At 73.1% G+C, this 22381-nt stretch carries 17 protein-coding genes; 9 read left to right on the top strand and 8 right to left on the bottom strand.

Annotated elements, in window-relative coordinates; translation table 11 throughout:
- The first annotated feature begins 17 nt into the window (after positions 1-17).
- From BXA11_RS03620 to BXA11_RS03610, 3 genes are all read left to right on the top strand, one after another.
- Positions 18-1778: an acetyl/propionyl/methylcrotonyl-CoA carboxylase subunit alpha gene (locus BXA11_RS03620; protein ID WP_076433128.1), complete on the top strand. Its 1761-nt coding sequence runs from the start codon at positions 18-20 to the stop codon at positions 1776-1778.
- A gap of 216 nt (positions 1779-1994) precedes the next feature.
- Positions 1995-3410, top strand: a complete 1416-nt coding sequence (locus BXA11_RS43620) for a hypothetical protein (protein ID WP_076432700.1) — start codon at positions 1995-1997, stop codon at positions 3408-3410.
- Between the two features lie 350 nt (positions 3411-3760).
- Entirely contained in the window at positions 3761-5014 is a 1254-nt protein-coding gene (locus BXA11_RS03610) for a pentapeptide repeat-containing protein (protein ID WP_076432698.1), read from the top strand.
- Between the two features lie 11 nt (positions 5015-5025).
- Here the strand turns inward: BXA11_RS03610 and BXA11_RS03605 are convergent, their stop codons facing one another.
- Positions 5026-6054: an ROK family transcriptional regulator gene (locus BXA11_RS03605; RefSeq protein WP_076432696.1), complete on the bottom strand. Its 1029-nt coding sequence runs from the start codon at positions 6052-6054 to the stop codon at positions 5026-5028.
- 46 nt (positions 6055-6100) lie between these two features.
- Between BXA11_RS03605 and BXA11_RS03600 the strand changes: the two genes are divergently transcribed.
- The gene (locus BXA11_RS03600) at positions 6101-7270 is read left to right on the top strand and encodes an MFS transporter (RefSeq protein ID WP_076432694.1); all 1170 of its coding nucleotides are present in this window, start codon (positions 6101-6103) and stop codon (positions 7268-7270) included.
- Between the two features lie 24 nt (positions 7271-7294).
- On the opposite strand, the gene BXA11_RS03595 is transcribed toward BXA11_RS03600, so the two are convergent.
- The gene (locus BXA11_RS03595; RefSeq protein ID WP_076433126.1) at positions 7295-8686 is read right to left on the bottom strand and encodes an NAD(P)H-quinone dehydrogenase; all 1392 of its coding nucleotides are present in this window, start codon (positions 8684-8686) and stop codon (positions 7295-7297) included.
- 138 nt (positions 8687-8824) lie between these two features.
- Between BXA11_RS03595 and BXA11_RS03590 the strand changes: the two genes are divergently transcribed.
- Genes BXA11_RS03590 through BXA11_RS03580 form a run of 3 tightly spaced genes read left to right on the top strand, consistent with a single transcriptional unit; the run spans position 8825 to position 11786 of the window.
- Positions 8825-9277 (top strand): gamma-glutamylcyclotransferase family protein, encoded by a 453-nt coding sequence (locus BXA11_RS03590; protein WP_030508487.1) that lies wholly within the window; start codon positions 8825-8827, stop codon positions 9275-9277.
- A 53-nt stretch (positions 9278-9330) separates the two neighbouring features.
- On the top strand, positions 9331-10128 hold the full coding sequence (locus BXA11_RS03585; RefSeq protein ID WP_373320529.1) for a purine-nucleoside phosphorylase: 798 nt from the start codon (positions 9331-9333) through the stop codon (positions 10126-10128).
- 11 nt (positions 10129-10139) lie between these two features.
- Positions 10140-11786 carry a phospho-sugar mutase gene (locus BXA11_RS03580; RefSeq protein ID WP_239104744.1) on the top strand — a complete coding sequence of 549 codons (1647 nt, stop codon included), beginning with the start codon at positions 10140-10142 and terminating at the stop codon, positions 11784-11786.
- A 207-nt stretch (positions 11787-11993) separates the two neighbouring features.
- Here the strand turns inward: BXA11_RS03580 and BXA11_RS03575 are convergent, their stop codons facing one another.
- Both BXA11_RS03575 and BXA11_RS03570 read right to left on the bottom strand, forming a co-directional pair.
- On the bottom strand, positions 11994-14399 hold the full coding sequence (locus tag BXA11_RS03575; protein WP_076432692.1) for an ABC transporter permease: 2406 nt from the start codon (positions 14397-14399) through the stop codon (positions 11994-11996).
- Positions 14396-15130, bottom strand: a complete 735-nt coding sequence (locus BXA11_RS03570) for an ABC transporter ATP-binding protein (RefSeq protein ID WP_076432690.1) — start codon at positions 15128-15130, stop codon at positions 14396-14398. The genes BXA11_RS03575 and BXA11_RS03570 overlap by 4 nt, the downstream gene beginning before the upstream one ends.
- A gap of 98 nt (positions 15131-15228) precedes the next feature.
- Between BXA11_RS03570 and BXA11_RS03565 the strand changes: the two genes are divergently transcribed.
- On the top strand, positions 15229-15837 hold the full coding sequence (locus BXA11_RS03565) for a response regulator transcription factor (RefSeq protein ID WP_076432688.1): 609 nt from the start codon (positions 15229-15231) through the stop codon (positions 15835-15837).
- Between the two features lie 45 nt (positions 15838-15882).
- On the opposite strand, the gene BXA11_RS03560 is transcribed toward BXA11_RS03565, so the two are convergent.
- From BXA11_RS03560 to BXA11_RS03545, 4 genes are all read right to left on the bottom strand, one after another.
- The gene (locus BXA11_RS03560) at positions 15883-18075 is read right to left on the bottom strand and encodes a sensor histidine kinase (RefSeq protein ID WP_204053450.1); all 2193 of its coding nucleotides are present in this window, start codon (positions 18073-18075) and stop codon (positions 15883-15885) included.
- A gap of 82 nt (positions 18076-18157) precedes the next feature.
- Entirely contained in the window at positions 18158-18739 is a 582-nt protein-coding gene (locus BXA11_RS03555) for a PH domain-containing protein (protein ID WP_076432686.1), read from the bottom strand.
- Complete coding sequence (locus tag BXA11_RS03550; protein ID WP_030508479.1) at positions 18736-19824, bottom strand: adenosine deaminase; 1089 nt, start codon at positions 19822-19824, stop codon at positions 18736-18738. The genes BXA11_RS03555 and BXA11_RS03550 overlap by 4 nt, the downstream gene beginning before the upstream one ends.
- A gap of 47 nt (positions 19825-19871) precedes the next feature.
- Positions 19872-20225 carry a cupin domain-containing protein gene (locus BXA11_RS03545; protein ID WP_030508478.1) on the bottom strand — a complete coding sequence of 118 codons (354 nt, stop codon included), beginning with the start codon at positions 20223-20225 and terminating at the stop codon, positions 19872-19874.
- A gap of 156 nt (positions 20226-20381) precedes the next feature.
- Between BXA11_RS03545 and BXA11_RS03540 the strand changes: the two genes are divergently transcribed.
- Positions 20382-22328, top strand: coding sequence for a SigE family RNA polymerase sigma factor (locus BXA11_RS03540; RefSeq protein WP_076432684.1), 1947 nt, complete (start codon positions 20382-20384; stop codon positions 22326-22328).
- Positions 22329-22381: the final 53 nt, after the last annotated feature.

The raw sequence follows: 22381 nt of genomic DNA, 5'->3' as shown, positions 1-22381 counted from the left end.
AGGGAAGGATGCACGCGGTGCACAAGGTCTTGATCGCCAATCGCGGTGAGATCGCCGTACGGATCGCCCGGGCCTGCGCGGACGCCGGGATGTCCAGCGTCGCGGTCTACGCGGACCAGGATCTGGACGCGCTGCACGTGCGGGTGGCCGACGAGGCGCACGCGCTCGGCGGGCAGAGCCCGGCCGAGACCTACCTCAACATCGACAAGATCCTCTCGGTGGCGCGGAAGACGGGCGCGGACGCCGTCCACCCCGGATACGGCTTCCTCGCCGAGAACGCCGGCTTCGCCCAGGCCGTGCTCGACGCCGGCCTGATCTGGATCGGCCCGCCGCCCTCGGCGATCACCGCACTGGGCGACAAGGTCCAGGCCCGGCACATCGCGCAGCGTGTGGGCGCTCCGCTCGTCGCCGGAACCCCCGACCCGGTCTCCGGGGTGGACGAGGTCGTCGCCTTCGCCGCCGGGCACGGCCTGCCGATCGCGATCAAGGCGGCGTTCGGCGGCGGCGGGCGCGGGCTCAAGGTGGCCCGCACCATGGAGGAGATCCCCGACCTGTACGAGTCCGCGGTGCGCGAGGCCGTCACCGCCTTCGGGCGCGGGGAGTGCTTCGTGGAGCGCTACCTCGACCGGCCGCGGCACGTCGAGACCCAGTGCCTGGCCGACACCCACGGCAACGTCGTCGTGGTCTCCACCCGCGACTGCTCCCTGCAGCGCCGCCACCAGAAGCTGGTGGAGGAGGCCCCGGCCCCGTTCCTGACCGGCGAGCAGCTCGAACTCCTCTACTCCTCGTCCAAGGCGATCCTGCGCGAGGCGGGCTACGTCGGCGCGGGCACGTGCGAGTTCCTCGTCGGCCAGGACGGCACGATCTCCTTCCTGGAGGTCAACACCCGGCTGCAGGTCGAGCACCCGGTCAGCGAGGAGGTCGCGGGCATCGACCTGGTGCGCGAGATGTTCCGCATCGCCGACGGCGAGGCCCTGGGCTACGACGACCCGGTGCTGCGCGGCCACTCCATCGAGTTCCGGATCAACGCCGAGGACGCGGGCCGGGGCTTCCTGCCCGCGCCGGGGACGATCACCTCGATGCGCGTCCCGTCCGGCCCCGGTGTGCGGCTGGACGGCGGTTACGAGACCGGCATGAGCGTGCCGCAGGCGTTCGACTCGCTCGTGGCCAAGCTGATCGTCACCGGAGCGACCCGGCAGCAGGCGCTGGAGCGGTCGCGCCGCGCCCTGGCCGAGTATGAGATCGACGGCATGCCGACCGTGCTGCCGTTCCACCGGGCCGTGGTGAACGACCCCGCCTTCACCGGTGAGCCGTTCTCCGTGCACACCCGGTGGATCGAGACCGAGTTCGACAACACGATCACGCCGTACGACGGTGAGGTGGGCTCCACGGAGCCGGCCGAGCGTGAGCGGATCACGGTCGAGGTCGGCGGCAAGCGCCTGGAGGTCGTCCTGCCCGCCGGGCTGGGCTCGCCGGCTCCGGGCGCGACCGGCTCCGGCCCCGCCAGGAAGGCGACGCCCCGGCGGTCCGGCGGCGGCGCCAAGAAGACCGCGGCGAGCGGCGACTCCCTCGTCAGCCCGATGCAGGGCACGATCGTGAAGGTCGTCGTCGCCGACGGCGACACCGTCGAGCCCGGCGACACGGTCGTCGTCCTCGAGGCGATGAAGATGGAGCAGCCGCTGACCGCCCACAAGGGCGGCACGATCACCGGCCTCGCGGCCGCCGTCGGCCAGACGGTCACCGCCGGGGCCGTCCTGTGCGAGATCAAGGACGCCTGAGCCTCACCGCCGGCCGTGGAGGCCGGCGGTCTCCGGTGGCGGGCTCTCGCCGGACAGGCGAGATCGCGCGCGGGCGGTTCGGCGACCGACGCCACCGTCATTCATCGGCAGGAAGACGCATGCCGGCACCCAGGTGCGGAACGATAGGTGTTCGTGGAGGAACCATCGCGCCCTGCCGTTCGTCCAGTAGGGCGAAGGAGGCTTGAAGCCGTGACCATGAAGACACCGCTCGGCCGGGTGGGGGCCGCCCTGGCGGCGCTGCTCGCCGGACTCATCACTGTGCTCGCGCTCGCGCCGTCCGCCATGGCGGCTGCTCCCCCGGACCCGGCCACGGTCCTGTCGTCCTGGAAGAGCGGCAATCCGCTGTTCGTGCAGAGCGGCGCCCCGCTGACGTCCGACCAGCAATCGGGCATGCGCGACGCGCTCGAGAACGCGAACACGAAGATCTACGCGGTCGCGCTGCCGGACGGGACGATCACCTCGTCGCAGCAGGCCGGCGCGTACATCACGCAGCTCGGCAACTCGCTCGCCCAGGCGGGCAGGACCGCGGCGACCGTGGCCGTGATCGACGGCACGAACCTGTTCGCCGGGTCCAGCGCGCTCGGCAGGAACTCCCAGGGCGCCGCCGGCCAGATCGCGAACCTGGCCGCCGCCAACAACAAGGGCGACCCGGTCGCCGTGATGGAGGACTTCGTCCACCGGATCGACCAGTTCGCGGGCGGCAACCGCAAGGAGCCCCTGACCCCGGGCAGCAAGACCGGCGGCGGTGGTTCGGGTGTGCTCATCGGCATTCTGGGCATCGCGGTCGTGGGAGGTGCCGGTTTGTGGATCATCGGACGCCGCAACAAGCGCAAGCGCGAGGAGCGCGAGGCCGCCGAGCTCGCGGCCGTCAGGCAGACGGTCGAGGAGGACGTCACGAAGTTCGGTGAGGAGATCACCGCCCTCGACATGGACGTCAGGATGCTCCCGCAGAGCGAGTCGACGAGCGACTGGCAGCGGGCCCTCGACTCCTACGAGCGGGCCAAGACCGAACTCGCCGCGATCAAGCGTCCGGAGGACCTGCGCACGGTGACCTCCACGCTGGAGGACGGCCGCTACGCGCTGGCCTGTGTCAAGGCGCGCGTGAACAACCAGCCGCTGCCCGAGCGGCTGCCCCCGTGCTTCTTCAACCCGCAGCACGGCCCGTCGGTGCGCAACGTCCGGTGGGCGCCCCCCGGCGGCGCGGTGCGCGACGTCCCCGCCTGCGCGGCGGACGCCGAGGCGGTGGAGCGCGGCTTCGACCCGCAGATGCGCGAGGTCATGGTGAACGGCCAGCGCAGGCCCTACTGGGACGCCGGTCCGGCCTACCAGCCCTACGCGTACGGCTACTACGGCGGCTTCGGCGGCGGCGACCTGCTGACCGGCATGCTCGTCGGCACCATGCTCGGCGGCGCGTTCGGCGGCTGGGGTCACGGCGGATACGGCGCCGGATACGACTCCGGTTACGCCGCGGGCGTGGAGTCCGGCGGCGGAGGCGACTGGGGCGGCGGAGGCGACTTCGGCGGCGGAGGCGGCGACTGGGGTGGCGGCGGAGGCGGCGACTGGGGCGGCGGCGACTTCGGCGGAGGGGACTTCGGCGGCGGCGACTGGTGACGCCCGAGCGCATTCGGCGCAGAAGCGCCTGAGCGCTCTCGGCCGGCGCAGAAGCGCGTAAGCGCTTTCGGCAGAGCAGAGCTCTCGGCACAGCTTCGGCACGGCGCTGCTCTCGGCACAGCGCGGCTCTCGGCACAGCGCGGCTCTCGGCACAGCGCGGCTCTCGGCACAGCGCAGACGAGGGGCGGACCCGAAGGTCCGCCCCTTCGTCGTGTCCGCACCCGGCCCGGCCGGGTCGTCCACCATCGTCCACCACCCTGGAAACGCCGGGATGAGGGCCGGTCAGCGGATTGCAAGTGCGATTAAAGATCGCATGGGAGACTCGGGGCGTTCCCCTCAGGAGGCCCCCCGTGCGTCGCTTCGCCCCCCTGTCCGTCGCTGCCCTGTTCCTGTCGCTCGCGTCTCTGTCGCTCGCGTTCCTCACCCTCGCGTTCCTGGCACTCCCCGCGACCGCCGTGCACGCGGCCTCCGCTCCCTGCAAGCCGGGCAGCGGCGTGAAGCTGCGCGGCAAGGACCTCACCGGCGCCGCCCTGCCCCCCGTCATGCGGTGCGCCGACCTGAGCGGCGCGAAGCTCGACGGGGTGGATCTCACGGGCAAGGACCTCACCGGGGCCGTCCTGCGCAAGGCCTCGCTGAAGGAGGCCGACCTCGGCCAGGCACGTCTCGACTACGCCGACCTGCGCGGGGCCGACCTCAGCGAGGCCGACCTCGGCCAGATGCAGGCCAAGCAGGCGAACCTGCGCGGGGCGGTCCTCACCGACGCCGACGCCGTGCAGGCCGAGTTCCCGCACTCCGACCTGACCGGCGCGGTCCTCACCCGGGCCGTGCTCACCCAGGCCAACCTCACCGACGCGAAACTCGTGGACGCCGACCTTAAGGACGCCACGCTCGGGCAGATCAAGGGCCGCACGGCGGACTTCACCCGGGCCAAGCTCGGCGAGGCCAAGCTCGGCCAGGCCCACCTGGAGCACGCCGTGCTGAGGGACGCCGACCTGTCCGAGGCGGAGTTCACCCAGGCCGAACTCGACGGCGCGGACTTCCACGGGGCGGACGTCGACAAGGCGTCCTTCACGCAGGCCGACGACGTGGACCTGACCGGGGCGCGGGGCACGCCGGAGAACCTGCCCGACGACGCCGTCGCGCCCGGCGCCGCCGGGGACGAACCGGCCGAGGACGCGACGCCCACCTGGGGGCGGGACGTGCCCGGGAACGCCGTCCGCTCGAAGGGCCCGTCGCCCGCGCTCGTCCTCGTCATCGTGTCCGGGCTCGGCCTGAGCCTGACGCTGATCCTGTGGGGCGTCGCCCACCGGCGCAGGGAGCGTTTCGTGGCCGAGATGGCGGTGGCCAGGCACGCCGCCGAGGAGGACGTGACCCGCTTCGGCGAGGAGATCGACGCCCTCGACTTCGAGATGAAGATCAACCAGGTCAGCGGGCCGACGCACGAGTGGCGCGCGGCGCTCGACGCGTACGAGGCGGCCAAGCAGGCGCTGAACGTCGCCCAGACGCCCTACGACCTGCAGGCGGCGGCCACGGCGATCGGGCGGGGACGGCATGCCCTGCATGTGGTCAGGTCACGGCTGTCCGCCACGGACGGTCACCGCTGACCTCGGCGGGTTCACGGCCGGCCCTGCCCGAAGACGGCGTCGCGGGCGATCGAGAGGGCGGTGGAGACCGCACCCCGCAGGACGGGATTGTCCGGGATGCCGCTCACGCGTACGTGCACGGGCACGGGTGAGACCTCCGCCAGGCGCTCGGCGACCAGGGCCGCCAGCGGCTCGCCTCCCGCCAGGCTGGTGGCGCCGCCGAGGACGACGAGACCGGGATCGAGCACGGCCACGAGCGTGAAGGCGGCCGTCACGACCCTCTCCGCCAGGGCGGGGAGGTCCAGCCCGCGTACGGCCTGCGTGCCCAGCAGGTCGCACACCCTGATGTCGAGCCGGCCGAGGAAGCCGATCTCACCGGCTCCGCCGGAAGCGCCCCGGCGGAGCCTGCCGTCCAGCACGACGGCCGCGCCGACGCCGTCGTCCAGCCAGAGCAGGACGAAGTCGTCCCGCCCGGCGGCCGCCCCGGTGGCGTGCTCGGCGACGGCGGCCAGGTTGACCTCGTTCTCCATGCTGACCGGCGCGTCGACCAGGGTACGCAGGGCCGGGAGGAGCCCGGGCCGCCACGCGGGCTCGACGTTCCCCGCCGCGAGGTCTCCGGTCTGCGGGTCGACCATCCCGGGGGCGCCGATGACGACGGCGTGCAGGGGACGTGAACCGGCCGCCTCGGCGAGCGCCTCCGCGACCAGCGCGGGCAGGTTCTCCCCGATCGGCCGCGTCGCCGCGCCCACGGTGGCGCCGGTGATGTCGGCGACCGTCACGTTGACCACGTCGCGCCGCACGTCCACTCCGCCCACGAAGGCCCGGCCGGCGACGATGCCGTAGAGGCGGGCGTTGGGGCCGCGCCGGTCGCCGCCGCTCTCCCCTGTGACCCGGATCAGCCCGTTCACCTGCAGGCGTTCGATCAGGTCCGACACGGTCGGGCGGGACAGGCCGGTGAGCGCGCGCAGCTGGGGCGCGGTCAGCGGGCCCCGTTCCAGGAGCAGGTCGAGCGCGAGCCGGTCGTTGATGGCCCGCGCGAGCTGGGGTGTCGCGGTCTTCACGAAAAAACCTCTTTTTATCAGGAACCCTGCCTGTTAATTTAGCCGTATGCGAGACAGACATCAACGGGCCATCGCCCTCGTCTTCGCCGTTCACGGAGCGGTGGCGGGCACCCTCTTCACCCGCATGCCGTGGCTCCAGGACCACTTCGGCCTGGGCACGGCCGCCCTCGGGCTCGTCCTGCTCTGCCCGCCGATCGGCTCGTTCCTCACGATGCCGGTGACCGCCCGGCTGGCCTACCGGTTCGGGCCCAGGGCCACGACCCGGACCCTCCTCGCCCTGTGGTGCGCCTCCCTGGCCCTCCCCGTGCTGGCGCCGGGCCCCCTGTGGCTGATCCCCGTGTTCCTCACGTCCGGCGCCGCCGCCGGGATGTGCGACCTGGCCATGAACGCCCAGGGCGTGCTCGTCGAACGGCGCCTGGGCCGCTCGGTCATGTCCGGCCTGCACGGCATGTGGAGTGTCGGCAACCTGTGCGGCGCGGGCATCGGGGCCGCGGCGGCGCAGGCGGGCCTGGACGCGCGTGCGCACCTCGCCCTCATGGCGGCGGCGCTGATCGCCGTGGGTGTCGCGGGAAGCCGCGCGCTCCTCGACGACGGGCCCGCACCGGACGAGAAGCCGCCATCGCGCTTCACGCTGCCGCCGAGGGCCGTCCTGCTGATCGGCCTGATCGGCTTCTTCGCCACCTTCGCGGAGCGGGCCAGCGGCCAGTGGGCGGCGATCTACCTCACGAACGTCGCGGGGGCGGGAGCGGGCGTCGCCGCGGCCGGCTACGCCGTGTTCACCGCGTGCATGGTCACGGTGCGGCTCGGCGGGGACTTCGTCGTGCGCAGGCTCGGGCCGGTCGCGACCGTGCGCGCCGGGGCCGTCACCGCCCTCCTCGGCGGTGTGGTCGTGGTCGCGTTCCGCACGCCCGCGCCGGTGATCGCGGGGTTCGCGTTGTTCGGCGCCGGTATCGCCGTCGTCGTTCCGCTGGTGTTCGCGGCGGCGGGTCAGGTCGCCCGTACGCCGGCCGAGGGCGTCGCGGGGGTCGCGACGATCACCTGGATGTCGGGGCTCGTGGCGCCGTCCGTCATCGGCTGGCTGGCCGGCACGTTCGCCTTCCCGTTCGCCTTCGCCCTGGTGACGTGCACGGTCGGGGCGATGATCTGGCCGGCGCGCGCGCTGAGCCCGCGCACCGCCGCCACCCGCGTTCCCGTAGGCGCGGCGTGCGCGGACTGACCCGGCCGTGGAGAGGGGAGCCGGTCAGATGCCGGCGGTCAGCGGGGACATGAGACGGCGGGCCGCCTCGGTGATCGAGCCCGACAGCGACGGGTAGACGGCGAAGGTGTGAGCGAGCTGGTCCACGGTCAGGCGGTGCTGCACGGCCACCGACACGGCCAGGATCAGCTCCGACGCCCGGGGCGCGACCACCACGCCGCCGAGCACGATGCTGGTGTTCGGACGGCAGAACAGCTTCACGAAACCGTCGTTGAAGCCCTGCATCTTGGCCCGGGCGTTGGTGGCCAGCGGCAGCTTGACGACGTTCGCCTCGATCTCGCCCGCCTCGATCTGCCGCTGCGACACGCCCACGGCGGCGATCTCCGGGTCGGTGAAGATGTTGGCGGCGACGGTGGCCAGCCGGATCGGCTGCACGGCCTCGCCGAGCGCGTGCCAGACCGCGATCCTGCCCTGCATGGCGGCGACCGAGGCGAGCATCAGGACGCCGGTGCAGTCTCCCGCGGCGTACACACCGGGCGCGGAGGTCCGCGACACCTTGTCGACCTCGATGAAGCCGTTGCGGTCGAGCTTCACGCCGTTGTCCTCCAGCCCGAGCCCGGAGGTGTTGGGCACCATGCCGACGGTCATGAGGCAGTGGCTGCCCTCGGCGGTGCGGCCGTCCTCCAGGGTCACGACGACGCCGTGCTCGGTGCGCTTGACCGAGGCGGCGCGTGAGCGGCCCATGACGTTCATGCCGCGGCGCCGGTAGACGCCCTCCAGCACCTCGGCCCCGTCGGCGTCCTCGTTGGGCATCATCCGGTCGCGCGAGGAGACCAGCGTGACCTCCGACCCGAGCGACCGGTAGGCGCCGGCGAACTCGGCGCCGGTGACGCCGGAGCCGACGACGATCAGGTGCTCGGGCAGCTCTTCCAGGTCGTACAGCTGGCGCCAGCTGAGGATGCGCTCGCCGTCGGGCTCCGCCCCCGGCAGCACGCGGGGGTGGGCGCCGGTCGCCACGATGACCACGTCGGCCCGGATCGTACGGTCCCCCGCGCGCACCACCTGGGGATCGACCAGACGGCCCCGGGCGCGGATGACCTCGACGCCCTCGGCGGCCAGCCGGGCGGCGATGTCGTTCGACTGCGCGAGCGCGAGCTCCTTGACGCGTTTGTTCACGTCGATCATGTCCACGCTGACGCCGCCGGTGTCGTGGTCAGGACCGCCGTCGAAGCGGACGCCCAGCGACGACGCGTCGAGAAGCGCCTGCTTTCTGACGGAGGAGGCGATCAGGGTCTTGGACGGCACGCAGTCGGTGAGCACGCACGCCCCGCCGGGTCCTTCCTCCTCCACGACGGTGACCTGGGCGCCCAGTTGCGCGGCGACCAGGGCCGCCTCGTATCCGCCGGGGCCGCCACCGATGATCACGATCCTTGTCACGTGCTCCATTGTCCCGCATTCTGGTTACGTATTCCCGGCGAGGTGCGCGTAACGGGCCGACTACGCGGATTTTCTCGCCACACCCCCGTACGCGCGTACCCGTCCAACTTTCGGGATCTTGGTTTAGGCTTGTGTGCCGTGCCTGTTTACGCGGCCTACGGCAGCAACATGGACCCCAAGCAGATGGCGGAGTGGGCGCCCCACTCGCCCATGCGAGGAACGGGCTGGCTCCCGGGCTGGCGGCTCACCTTCGGCGGCGAGGACGTCAGCTGGGAGGGCGCTCTCGCCACGATAGTCGAGGACGCCGACGAGCAGGTATTCGTCGTCCTGTACGACGTGCCGGAGTGGGACGAGGCGTCCCTCGACCGATGGACGGGCACCGACCTCGGCCTCTACCGGAAGCTCCGGCTCCGGGTCGCGACGCTGGAGGGCGACGTGCTCGCCTGGTCGTACGTGCTGGACTCCTACGAGGGCGGGCTGCCGTCGGCGCGGTACATCGGCATCCTGGCCGAGGCCGCCGAGAAGGCGGGCGCGCCCGACGACTACGTCGCCTGGCTGCGCACCCGTCCCTGCAAGAAGCTCGGCGACTGACACGGGCCCGGCACTTATCCGCCGGGTTCATGCTCTTCTGTACCCTCAGCAAAGTGACCCCATATGACCTGGCGGCCGAGGCCGCGACCACGCTGAGGAACCTCACCGGCATCCCTTCCTTCGACGTCGCCCTCGTCATGGGCTCGGGCTGGGTCCCGGCCGCGGACGCGATCGGCGAGACGGTCGCCGAACTCGCGGTGACGAAACTGCCGGGGTTCTCCCCTCCCGCGGTCGCGGGTCACGCGGGAACGGTCCGCGCGGTGCGCACGGCCTCCGGGCTCAACGCCCTGATCTTCCTTGGACGCACGCACCTGTACGAGGGCCGCGGGGTGGAGCCGGTGGTCCACGGGGTGCGCACGGCCGTCGCGGCCGGGGTGCGCACGGTGGTGCTGACCAACGCGGCGGGCGGGCTGCGGCCGGAGACCCAGAAGGTCGGCGACCCGGTGCTGATCAGCGATCACATCAACCTCACCGGCAGCAACCCGATCACGGGTGCGACGTTCATCGACCTCACCGAGGTGTACTCCAAGCGCCTGCGCGACCTGGCCCGCGCGGTCGACCCCTCGCTGTCCGAGGGCGTGTACGTCGCCTTCCGCGGCCCGACGTACGAGACGCCCGCGGAGATCCGCATGCTGCGCACGCTCGGCGGCGACCTGGTGGGCATGTCCACCGTGCTGGAGGCGGTCGCCGCCCGGGAGGCCGGGGCCGAGGTGCTCGGGATCTCCCTGGTCACCAACCCGGGCGCGGGCCTGGTGGGCGAGCCGCTCAACCACGAGGAGGTCCTGGAGGTCGGCCGGGCCACGGCCGCCCGCATGGGCGTCCTGCTCGCCCAGGTCGTCGACAAGCTGTAGGGAGCCCATACGTGATCGACCCAACGACCGACTTCGTACGGCTCGCACAGGAATGGCGTGACCAGGACCCCGACCCGGAGACGCGGGCGGAGCTCGACGCGCTTCTTGAGCACGGTGATCCGGCCGCCCTGGAGGACCGCTTCGGCGCGAAGCTGGAGTTCGGCACGGCGGGCCTGCGCGGCGCGCTGGGAGCCGGGCCGAACCGGATGAACCGGGTCACGGTGCTGCGGGCGGCCGCCGGCCTGGCCCGCGTCCTCGGCCCGGGACGCCACGTGGTGATCGGCTACGACGGGCGGCACAAGTCCGACGTGTTCGCCGCCGACACGGCCCGCGTGCTGACCGGGGCGGGCCTGCGCGCCTCGGTGATGGCCGCCAAGTGGCCCACCCCCGTCCTGGCGTTCGCCGTGCGTCATCTGGGCGCGGACGCGGGCGTCATGGTCACCGCCTCGCACAACCCTCCCCAGGACAACGGTTACAAGGTCTACTGGGGCGACGGCGCGCAGATCGTGCCGCCGCTCGACCGGGAGATCTCCGCCGCCATCGACGCGGTCGGCCGTGTGGACGCGCTGCCGCTGGGCGACGACTGGCGGACCCTCGGCCACGACGACATCGTCGTGCCGTACCTGCGGGCCCTCACCGCGCTCCCGATCGGCGACGCCCGCGAGATCGCGGTCGCGTACACGCCGCTGCACGGCGTCGGCGGCGCGACCGTGTCCGAGGCGTTCCGTGTGGCGGGCTTCGAGGTGCCGGTCATGGTGAGCCGGCAGGCGATGCCCGACCCGGATTTCCCCACCGTGGCGTTCCCCAACCCGGAGGAACCGGGCGCCATGGACCTCGCGCTCGAACTCGCCGCCGCGACCCGCGCCGACCTGGTGATCGCCAACGACCCGGACGCGGACCGCTGCGCCGTGGGCACCCCGCTGCCGGGCGGCGGCTACCGCATGCTGACCGGCGACGAAGTGGGCGGCCTGCTGGCCGAGCACGTGCTGCGGCACACCTCGGGCGGCGACCGGCTGGTCGCCACCTCGATCGTGTCGTCGTCGCTGCTCGCCAAGATTGCGGCCGGTCACGGCGTGCGGCACGCCGAGACGCTGACCGGCTTCAAGTGGATCATGAAGACGGGCCCGGGGCTGGTCTTCGGCTACGAGGAGGCGCTGGGCTACAGCGTGGGATCGGACGCCGGGCTGCCGGTCCACGACAAGGACGGCGTGGGGGCCGCCCTCACCGTGGCCGGGATGGCCGCCACGGCCAAGCGGGACGGCAAGTCGCTGCTCGACCTGCTGGACGACCAGGCCCGCCGCTACGGCCTGCACGCGACCGCCCAGCTCTCGGTCCGGGTCGAGGACCTGTCGCTGATCGCCAAGGCCATCGAGCGCCTGCGTACGCACCCGCCGGTGCAGCTCGCGGGCAGGACGGTGGAGTCGGCCGAGGACCTGTCCCAGGGGGTGGCGGGGCTGCCGCCGACCGAGGGCCTGCGCTACCGCCTGTCCGGCGACGCCCGGATCGTCGTACGGCCCAGCGGCACCGAGCCGAAGCTCAAGTGCTACCTGGAGGTCGTCGTGCCGGTCGAGGGCGAGGACGTCGCACCCGCCCGCGCCCGGGCCGCGCAGGAACTGGAGGACCTGAAGAAGGACCTCGCCGTCGCCCTCGGCCTGTGAGCGCGCCTACCGGAAGATCGACTTTCCGGCCGGTCGCTCGCCGGTGACCGGGAACCTGGTGACGGTGCCGTCGCCACAGGCGTCGCCGTCGACCGGGTGGGGACCCGTGCCCGCCCGAGTCGACGGCGACCGCGCGCGCCCGGCCCGACGCCTCGCGCATCCGCGGGGCTACCTGTACGCCGTCGCCGGGTCGCGCGGGTGCCGTGTTCACTGGCGGGCGCCGACGGCCTCGGCCGGGCGGGGGCGCAGCGCGAGGCGCGCGGGGAGGCTCGTGGCGGCCAGGGCGAGCGCGGCGACGGCGGCGATCACCAGCGCATAACCGGCCGGGGGGATGTACGGCAGGGCCGATCCGGTCATCCCCCTGCTGAAGGCCGACAGCGTGATCAGTGCGATGCCGGTCCCGGCGACCACGGAGACGATCAGCGCGGTCAGGGTCTCCAGGCGGAGCATGCGCAGCACCTGCCGCCGGGTCGCGCCGACCAGGCGGAGCAGGGCGAGCTCCCGCGATCGGTCCGTGGTGGACATCGCCAGAGTGTTGACCACGGCGATCGCGCTGAACGCGATGATCAGGCCCATGGCCACGTAGTTGACCTCGGCGTTCGGGGTCTCTCCCCCGGCCCCTCCCATCGGCGACACCACCGGCGCCGCGGCGGCCAGGGCCGCAGGCGAGACCGAGGGGGCCTCGACGAGCAGAGCGCCCGACGGATCGTCGACATGACCGGAGACCAGCGCGTACGGGAGGGTCAGGTCGCCGAAGCCGAGGCCGCGGGAGTAGATCGCCACGACCTTCAGCTCGACAGGGGTCCCGTCGCCCAGGGTGAGCCTGACCGCGTCACCGGTCGACAGCCCGAGCCTGGAGGCCGCCGACTCGCTCAGCGCGGCCGATCGGGCGCCGAATCCGTCGAGCGAGCCGGACACGACCCCGAGGTCCACGGCCTGCCCGATCGGCCGCCCGCCGCCGTCGACGCCCTGCGCGCCGTACTTGTCCAGTCCGATGCGCACGGAGGTGCGCACCACCGAGGTGACCGCCTTCACACCCGGCACCCGGCGCACCGCGTCCGCCGTCGCTCCGCTCACCACGTAGTCGGCGTGGGCGCCTGCGGCCACCTGCGCGGCCGACGCGTGCCCCATGGTGGTCTGGGTGAACAGGATCGTGCAGGTCATGGCCACCAGAAGGGTCAGCGGCGCCATCACGGAGGCCATCCGTCCCGGGCCCGACCGCAGGTTGCGCGCCGCCAGATATCCGGCGCGGGAGGCGCGCAGCGCGACGCCGAGCAAGGCGGTCGCGACGCGGGCGAGCACCGGACCGAGCAGGGTGACGGCCACCGTCCAGACGAGCGCGGTCAGCATCGTCACCGGGCTCGACGCCGCCTCGGTCTCGAGTCCCGAGAGCACCAGCGTCAGCGTGATCCCGGCGGCGACGCAGAGGACGCCCGCGATCGACCGGCCGAGGGGCAGGCCCCCGCCCATGGCGGCCTCGCCGAGCGCCTCGACGGGGCGGATCCGCGCGGTGCGGCGGACCGAGAGGCGGGTCGCGGCCCAGGCCGCCGCCACGGCAGCCATCAGAGCGGCGGCCGCCGGGAACGGGCTCACCACCAGGCGCAGGTTCGCCGGCATGGCGCCCAGCTCGACGAACCGGCCGCGCAGCCAGAACCCGAGACCGACGCCGGCCGCCGATCCGATGACGCCCGCCGCCAGGCCGACCAGCAGCGACTCGCCGCCCAGCAACCTGCGCACCTGCCCGGGTGTGGCGGCGACCGCGCGAAGGAGGGCGATCTCACGCCGTCGCTGCTGGACCGCCAGGGCGGAGGTGCCCGTCACGACGAGGATCGCCACCAGCAGCGACGTGCCGCCCAGGGCGCCGCCCAGGCTGATCAGCCGCACCCGCGCCTGTTCCGCGTCGAGGAACTCCACCGTGCCGCGCTCGTCCCCGCTGTAGGCCGCAAGACGCTCTCCTGTGGACAGCACCGACGACGCGTCCACCGGCATCCCCACCCGGGGGAACACGCCGATCGCGGTCACCAGCCCGGGACGCCCGGCCAGCCGGCGGGCCTCGGCCGTCGAGAAGAACACCGTGTCCTGGCTCGGCGGAGCCTGCGCGGTGACCCCCACGACCCGGTACGACCGCCCCCGCACGTCGAGAGCCGCGCCCACGGACAGGCCCGAGCGGCCGTCCACGACCACCTCGCCGTCCGCGCGCGGCGGGCGTCCCCGCGCGATCGTGAACGGCGTGAGCCCGGCCGACTCCCACCCGTGGCCGAGAGCGTGTCCGTTCACGGGGAACGTCACCTCGGTCAGCACCTTCGCAACGCCCGGCAGGCCGCGCAGCTTCGCGGCGGTCGCCTCGGGGATCCAGACCCGCTCCGAGAGCGGCTTGGCCTTCGTCTTGACCTTCCCGGAGGACTTGGTCACGGTCTCGTGGACGTTCTGATCGCCGGCGACGATCAGGGGCGCCCCCGCGTAACGCTCCGGCGCGACCCCGCCCCGCAGGCCGGTCTCCAGCAGCATCAGGCACGCGCAGACCAGCGCGGCGGCGCACACCAGCGCCACGAACGCCCCCGCGAACGCCGCCCTGCGGTGCCGCAGGGTCTTCAGTGCGAGTCCCGTGATCATGCCGCGTACGCCCCCAGCCTCGTCATCCGCTCGGCGACCTCCTCGGAGCTCGGCGCGGTCATCGCGTCCACGATCCGGCCGTCGGCGAGGAACAGGACGGTGTCGGCGTAGGAGGCGGCGACCGGGTCGTGGGTGACCATCACCACGGTCTGGCCGAGGCCGTCCACCACCTCCCGCAGCAGCCGGAGCACGTCACGGGCCGTCATCGTGTCGAGCGCGCCGGTCGGCTCGTCGCCGAAGACCACCTGCGGCCGGGTCACCAGCGCCCTGGCGATGGCCACCCGCTGCTGCTGCCCGCCGGACAGCTGGGCGGGGCGGCGCCCGGTGCGGCCCGCCAGTCCCACCCGCCCGACGATCTCCTCAAGCCACGCCCGGTCGACCCGCGCCCCGGCCAGCCGCATCGGCAGCGTGATGTTCTCCAGCACGGTCAAGGACGAGACCAGGTTGAACGCCTGGAACACGAAGCCGATCCGCTGCCTGCGCAGCTCCGTCAACCGGGTCTCGTCCATGCCGGACAGCTCCGTGCCGCCCAGCCGCACCGACCCGGAGGAGGGCGTGTCCAGCCCCGCCGCGCAGTGCAAGAACGTGCTCTTGCCCGAGCCCGACGGTCCCATCACGGCGGTGAAGCTCCCACCGGGGATGGTCACCGAGACCTCGCGCAGGGCGGCCACCGCGCCCTGTCCCTTTCCATACACCTTGCTCACCGCGTCAAGGCGAAGCACCTCTGTCATGTGCTCAAGCCTGCTGATCAGCGATGTCGCTTCCCAGAGACGGCCTCACCTCGTGACCATGACCTCGTCATGATCCGGACACTGGTAGACATATCTGCGTGATTCGCGTACTCCTTGCCGAGGACCAGCACGTCATCAGGAGCGCTCTCGCCGCCCTGCTCGGGCTGGAGGAGGACCTGGAGGTCGTCGCGACCGCGGAGTCCGGAGAGGCCGCCCTGGCCGCCGCGCTGGTCCATCTCCCCGACGTCGCCGTCCTCGACATCGACATGCCCGGCAGGCTGGACGGTCTGGCCGCCGCGGCCGAGCTCCGTACGCGCCTGCCCGCCTGCCGTGCCCTGATGCTGACCGCGTACGGCAAGCCGGGGCACCTGCGCCGCGCCCTCGGCGCCGGTGTCGCCGGATTCGTGCTGAAGACGGCGCCGCCGGACGAACTCGTGGCCGCCATCCGCAGGGTCGCGGCCGGTGAACGGGTGCTCGACCCCTCGCTCGCGGTCACCGCCTGGGACCTGGCCGACAATCCGCTCACCCCGCGCGAGGCGGACGTGCTCCGCCTCGCGGCCGCGGGCGCGGACGCGGCGGACATCGCCGCGCGGCTCCACCTGGCGGCGGGCACCGTGCGCAACTACCTCACCGGGATCGTCACCAAGCTCAACGCCCGCAACCGGACCGACGCCGTGCGCATCGCCACCGAGGCCGGCTGGATCTAGGGGCCCGCTGGATCCAGGGGCGATCGGATGCAGCGGCGATCGGATCTAGGCGGGCACCGGCGCGCGGTGCGGCACGCAGGCCTCCAGCGTGAACCGGTCGCCGTCGACGTGCGAGGTCAGCCGGCCGTCCAGGGCGGCGAGGCGGGTGGTCAGGTTGCCGATGCCGGACGACCCCGGCCGCGTCCTCCCTGTGTGAGCACCGGCACTGCCCACCCCGTCGTTGCTGACCCGCAGCAGCAGCCCGCCCTCACCGGCCCGCATCGTGATCGCACAGTGGCGGGCCTCGCTGTGCCTGAGCACGTTCGTCACGGCCTCCCTGAGCACGGCGCCCAGCACGGTCCCGACCTCGGCGGGCAGGTTCAGCCCGGCCGGTTCCACGGTCACCCGGATCCCGGCGGCCGACAGCACCGTGCGCGCCGACTCCACCTCGTCCGCCAGGGACAGCTCCCGCTGCTCGCCCGACACCGAGCGCAGGTCCGCTCGCGCACCCTCCGCCATGGCGACGATCTCCTCGATCCGCTCCCGCGGGCACTTCAGGCGGCGGGCCAGCTCACAGGTGAGAAGGATCGCGGCCAGCGAGTGTCCGAGCAGATCGTGCAGGTCGCGGGCGGCGCGCAGGCGTTCCTCGACGATCGCGGCGCGCGCCAGGCTCTCCCTCGCGGCCTGGAGCTCCTTCACGATCTGGGCCAGGCGGAGCAGAGCGTAGACCACCAGCCCGGTGACGAGCGCGCTGAGCGTGCTGTTGGCGAGGACGGGGGCCGGCAGGCCGAACATCATCCCGGCCGCGGCGACGCCTCCCACGATCGCCGCCGTCATCGGCCAGGCGGCCGGCCATGGGAAGGCGAGCAGGACCGGCCCGGCGAGGAAGCCCGCCACTCCCAGCCAGACGGGCCCGAAGACCGGGATGGGCGCGTACGTGAGCACCGCCATCACCCCCAGCGCCACCATGTGACGCCCGTTGACGGAGCGGAGCTGCATGACGACGATCACGGCGAGGCACGCCGCGGCCGGGATGACGAGAGCGCCGGAGAGCAGGAGCAGCGCCTTGACGCTGAAGCCCACGAGTACGGCCGCGAGCACCGCCACCGACACCGCGTACGACGCGTCGTGCGTGAGCGTCGGCAGGGGCCGTCGCCGCCTTCGGCCCGCCGGGGGTTCCGGAGCACCTGCGCCGGCCGTGCCCGTCTCACCGGGCAGGGCCGCGGGGGAATGGCCGCGGGGAAGGGTCGCCTCCACCACGAAGTGTCCGGTGGGGGACAGACCGGCGACGAGGGTGCCGCCCGCCTCCTCCAGCCGGAGGCCGTCGAAGTCGGGGCTCTCGGCGGTGCGGTGGCCGTCGTCGATGACGCGCAGCCGCACCGTGTTTCCTGGCTTGTCTCGCTGCTCGCTCGTCTCGGTGGCTCCCTGCTCGTCTCCCTGCTCGCTGGTCTCGATGACGCACAGCCGGGCGGTGCCCCGCCGTACGACGTCGGTGACGGCCTCACGCAGCACGTTCGCCAGCAACGCCCCGCCGGGACCGAGGGGCTCGGTGTGGCCGCCGCGCACCTCGACGGCGATCCCCGCGGCGTCGAGCATCACCCGCGCCGTGACGAGCTCCGGCGCGAGGGAGGTGGCTCGGTAGTCGGCGGAGGCGGCGCGGGCGTCGGCCAGTGCCGCACGCGCGGTGGCGGTCACCGAGGCCAGCACCTCGCCCGCGCGGTCCGGCTCCGCGAGCGCGCGGCGGCCGCCCTCGACGATCACCTCCAGGCTCCGCCCGAGGCCGTCGTTCAGCTCGGCGGCGAGACGCAGCCGCTCGGCGGCCACGGCCGCGGCGGCCAGCGAGAGCCGGGCGGCGTGCATCTCGCCCGCGCGCTCCACGAGCCGGGTGAGGCCGAAGACGACCAGCGAGACCAGCAGCACGGTGATCGTCGCGTCGGCCGTCGCCCCGCCGCGGGCGGCGTCGATCAGCGCCGCGCTCGCCACCACGAGCGGCGCCAGCACGCGCGCGGTATCACGATGGGCAGGGGTCAGCAGCAGCGAACCGGCCAGGAATCCCAGGATCCCGGTGGAGACGCCGCCGGCGACGCTCGCCGTGTAGACGAGGACGGCCTGCGCGGCGAGCAGCCACCACCTCCTGAGCTTCAGCAGATAGAGGACCTGCACGCCGAACACCGCCAGTGCGATCGGCGCACCCGCGACCACGTAGACGCTCGCGAGCGCGGCGAGCACAACGACGACGATCACTCGCGCCAGACGCACTCAGACCCCTCCGGCAAACGACTGCCGCCTCGACGTCGCACGGGCGCCGCGAGCGGCCCCCGCTCCCGGTCCGTCCAGGTGATCAGGAGACGACGAGAGCGGCCACGACCAGGACGACCGCGGCGGCGACGGCCGCCAGGGCGGACGGCGACCAGGTGACGCGGGTCTCGCCGGAGGAGCTCTCCCGGCGGGACCGGCTCATCTCGGTGAGCTGGTCGGCCACCCAGTCGGCGTGGGTGCGGGCGCCGACGGCCTCGGCCGCCGCCCGCTCGGCCTTGTTCGCCGACTTGGCCGCCTTGGCGGCCCGCCCGGCGGCCCTGACCCGCTCACGGGCCGTCGCCTGGGGCGTCCAGCACCGCACGGTGGTGTCCCCCGACTCGATGACGACGGCGTTGGTCACGGACACGTCGTCCACGGCGTTCCAGGGGACGTAGGCGTTCCTCAGCACGTTGCGCACGCGGACGCCGCCCTCCTCGACGACGACGGCGGGCCGCAGCGCCATCACGAAGACCAGCGCCGTGATGACGCCGAGCACCGCGCCCGCGATCAGCGCGCTCGGCATGTGGCCGTGGGCCGTCAGGTCCCACACGTTCCAGGCGGCGAACAGCATCCAGACCCAGCCGAGGAGCCAGGCCGCCTTCGACCTGAAGACCTGCGGCTTCACGCTTGCCACTTCATCTGCGCGTACCCGGGCTTGATCACGCCGTTGATCAGCGCGAGCCGTTCGTCGAACGGGATGAAGGCCGACTTCATCGCGTTCACCGTGAACCACTGCAGGTCGTCCCAGTCGTAGCCGAAGGCGTCGACCAGCGTGGCGAACTCCTGCGACACGCTCGTCCCGCTCATCAGCCGGTTGTCGGTGTTGACCGTCACCCGGAAGTACAGGCGGCGCAGCAGGCCGATCGGATGCTCGGCGATCGACGGGGCCGCCCCGGTCTGCAGGTTCGAGGTCGGGCACATCTCCAGCGGGATCCGCTTGTCGCGGACGTACGCCGCCAGCCTGCCGAGCTTGGCCTCGCCGTCGTCCGACACCGTGATGTCGTCGATGATTCGCACGCCGTGGCCGAGCCGGTCGGCGCCGCACCACTGGATGGCCTGCCAGATGGACGGCAGCCCGAAGCCCTCCCCCGCGTGGATCGTGAAGTGGGCGTTCTCCCGCTGGAGGTACTCGAACGCGTCCAGGTGCCGGGTGGGCGGATAGCCGGCCTCGGCTCCGGCGATGTCGAACCCGACCACGCCGAGGTCCCGGTAGCGTACGGCGAGCTCGGCGATCTCCATCGAGCGGGCCTGGTGGCGCATGGCCGTCAGCAGGGTGCCCACGCGGATCCGCGGCTTCCCGTCCGGCCCGGCCGAGCCGAGCCGGAAGCCTTCGAGCACGGCTTCGACGACCTCATCCAGCGACAGGCCCTGGGAGGTGTGCTGCTCGGGCGCGTAGCGCACCTCCGCGTACATCACGCCGTCGTCCGCCAGGTCCTCGGCGCACTCCGCGGCCACTCTGACCAGCGCCTCGCGGGTCTGCATCACCCCGACGGTGTGCGAGAACGTCTCCAGGTAGCGCTCCAGCGAACCGGAGTCGGCGGCGTCCCTGAACCAGACCGCGAGCTCAGCGGGGTCGTACGTGGGCAGGGTGTGACCGCAGTCGCGGGCGAGGTCGACGATCGTGCCGCTCCGCAGCCCGCCGTCGAGATGGTCGTGCAGGAGCACCTTGGGCGCCCTGCGAATCTCCTCCAGCGTGGGCAGCCTGGTCATGCCCCCTCCTCGCCGTCGTTCTTCCGGCAATCCTAAGCCTGGCGGTCCTACTCCTCGCGGTTGGCGGTGTCCGGGGAGAACGCGGGCAGGCACACGGCGACGTACTCCGCGCCGGACGGCCCGGAGCTGTAGCGGATCTTCTCGCCGGGCTCGCTGACGAACGCCTGGCCCGCCTCGACCACGGTCGTGCCGCCCGCGTGCTCCACGACGACCGATCCCTTCAGCACGAGCGTGTACTCGGCGAACTCCGGGGTCTGCGCGGGCTCCTCCCAACTGGGCGGGGCCACCATGTGCGCGATGGAGAGCTGCTCGTCGCCGCTGTTGACGCGGCCCACGTATTCGTCAATGACCTTGCCGCCCGGCACCGGAATGCGGGTGGGGCCTTCGATCCTCCTGACCATGCCACCTAGTGTGGCAGTTGATCCGAAACAACGTCATATGAGCACATCCGCACTACGCTTGAGCGGCTGCAGGGGCGGGAGAGACCGCCGGGCCGGGAGTGCGAACGTGAACCAGACACGACGCGGGCCTCGCCGCCGTACGGACGAGGAGCCGCGGTGAGAGATCTGCCGGGATTTGACGCCTTCGCCGCGGATCAGGCGCAGCCGCTCGCCCGTACGGCCCTGTCGCTGACGGGTGACCCGGAGGCCGCCCGCGCCCTCGTGGTGACCGCCCTCTCGGTCGTGGCGGCCAGATGGCGCACCGTACGCTGGTCGTTTCCCACCCACGCCGCCCGTGAGGCGCTGTACGCGGCCTACCTCAAGCGCCCGCGGGCCCGTAGAGCGGCACGCGGGCCCGGCCGTCTCGCTCCCGATACGGACGCGGCGGCCCTCGCGGAGGCGCTGACCGGGCTGACACCGCGGCGCCGCGCCCTCGTCGTGGCCTGCTTCCACGACGGGCACACCACCTGGCAGGCGGCGGGCCTGTGCCGCATGGACGCCCGGACGGCCAACACCGAGACCGTGCTCGCCGTCGCCGAACTGCGCGATCGCCTTCCCGCCTCCTTCGTGACGGGAGGGCCGCCGGAGCCGGGGGCGGAGCCGGCCCCGGACGAGACGCCCCAGGAATCCGACGGGAGTCCCCCGGCCGGCGCGGTTCCTCAGGAAGGACCCGCGCCGGAGGGGCCCGGCTCGGAAGGGTCCACCTCGTGGGCGTCGCCGTCCCCGGCCGGGCCCGCGGAGATCACGCCGTCCGCGGCGCCGTTCGTCCCGCCCGCCGCCTCCGTCTCTCTGCCGGGGAACAGCGGTCCCGGCGACCGCGGCGAGGGTCCGTGGGAGGCGGCGCTGCGCAGGGAGTTGGCCGTCCTGTCCGCGCGGATGCCCGCGCTCGACCCCGTCCCGCTCACCGCCGAGGCCACGCGGATCGGCCGGCGGCAGGGCACACGACGTCGCGCCCTGGTCACCACCATGAGCGTCACGCTCACCGCCCTGGTCGTCGTCCCCCTCGCCTTCGGCGCGGCCGGCCTGTTCGGGCGCGCCGGGCAGAGCGCGAACGGCGGCTCCCCCGGCGTGCTCGACGAGAACGCCGCGGTTCCCACGCTCCCGCCCTCCCTGCCCGCCCCCGTGCGCTTCGCCTACCGGGGGTTCTGCACCGCCGACGACTGGGACGTGCTGGCCGACGAGTTCGCGGACAGCGGCTGTGCCCAGTGGCGGGTGGTGGCGACCACCGGCGAGCAGTGGCGCGTGGCGGACGTGTCCCCCGTCCTCAGCGACGGCTGGCAGCCCCTTCTCGCGATCAGCGGGGACGGCAACCGCCTGGTCTACTTCAGCGCGGCGTCGTCCGACTTCGTCATGATCGATCGGCTCGACACCACGACGAGGAGGACCGACATGGTCCCGCTCGCCGGGGAGGTCTCACCGGAGGACACCCACGTCGTCATCTCGCCCGGCGGACGCTGGATGGCCGCCGACTTCGGCCCGGCCGCGGACGCGCTCCGCCCTCGGCTGCAGAACCTCACCACCTATCGGGTCAGGACGTTGCCGCGGCGGATGCGGGTCCTGGCCGTCTCGGACGACGGCACGGTGACGGGCACGGCCTCGTGGGACAGCGACGCGGTTCCCGGCCGGATCACCACGACCGTCCTGCTGCGGGTGGGGCCGGACGGGCGCACGCTGAGCCGTACGCCGGTCGACTCCGCGCTGTTCGAGGACGGTGCCGCGGTCTCCCCGGACGGACGGGCCGTGGCCGTGGCGGTCGAGCGCGCCCACCCGGCCAAGGGCGACCACGGCCTGCTGGTCACACTCGACTCCACGACCGGCCGGGTGCTCACCCGGCGCGAGGCGGCCCTCCCCGAGGACGCGCACGTCTTCGCCGTACGCGGCTGGGCGAACGAGCACGAGGTGATCGTGGAGGTGGAGCGGATCCTCGACGACGCGGACGAGGAGGAGCCGGCGGCGGAATACTCGGTCCACGCCGTCGACGTGCGCACCGGGGCCGCCCGGCCGATCATGCTGGACCAGGCGGGCGTCGTGCCCGCCCTCTGGGTCCCCGGCACGCTGCGCTGACCCGGACGCACTGATCAGATCGCACTGATCAAGACGCACTGATGAGGCCAGGC

The sequence above is a fragment of the Microbispora rosea genome (genome assembly GCF_900156315.1).
Classification (GTDB): Bacteria; Actinomycetota; Actinomycetes; order Streptosporangiales; family Streptosporangiaceae; genus Microbispora; species Microbispora rosea.
Note: the sequence above shows the minus strand (reverse complement) of the source record. Positions and strands in the feature narration are given on the sequence as shown.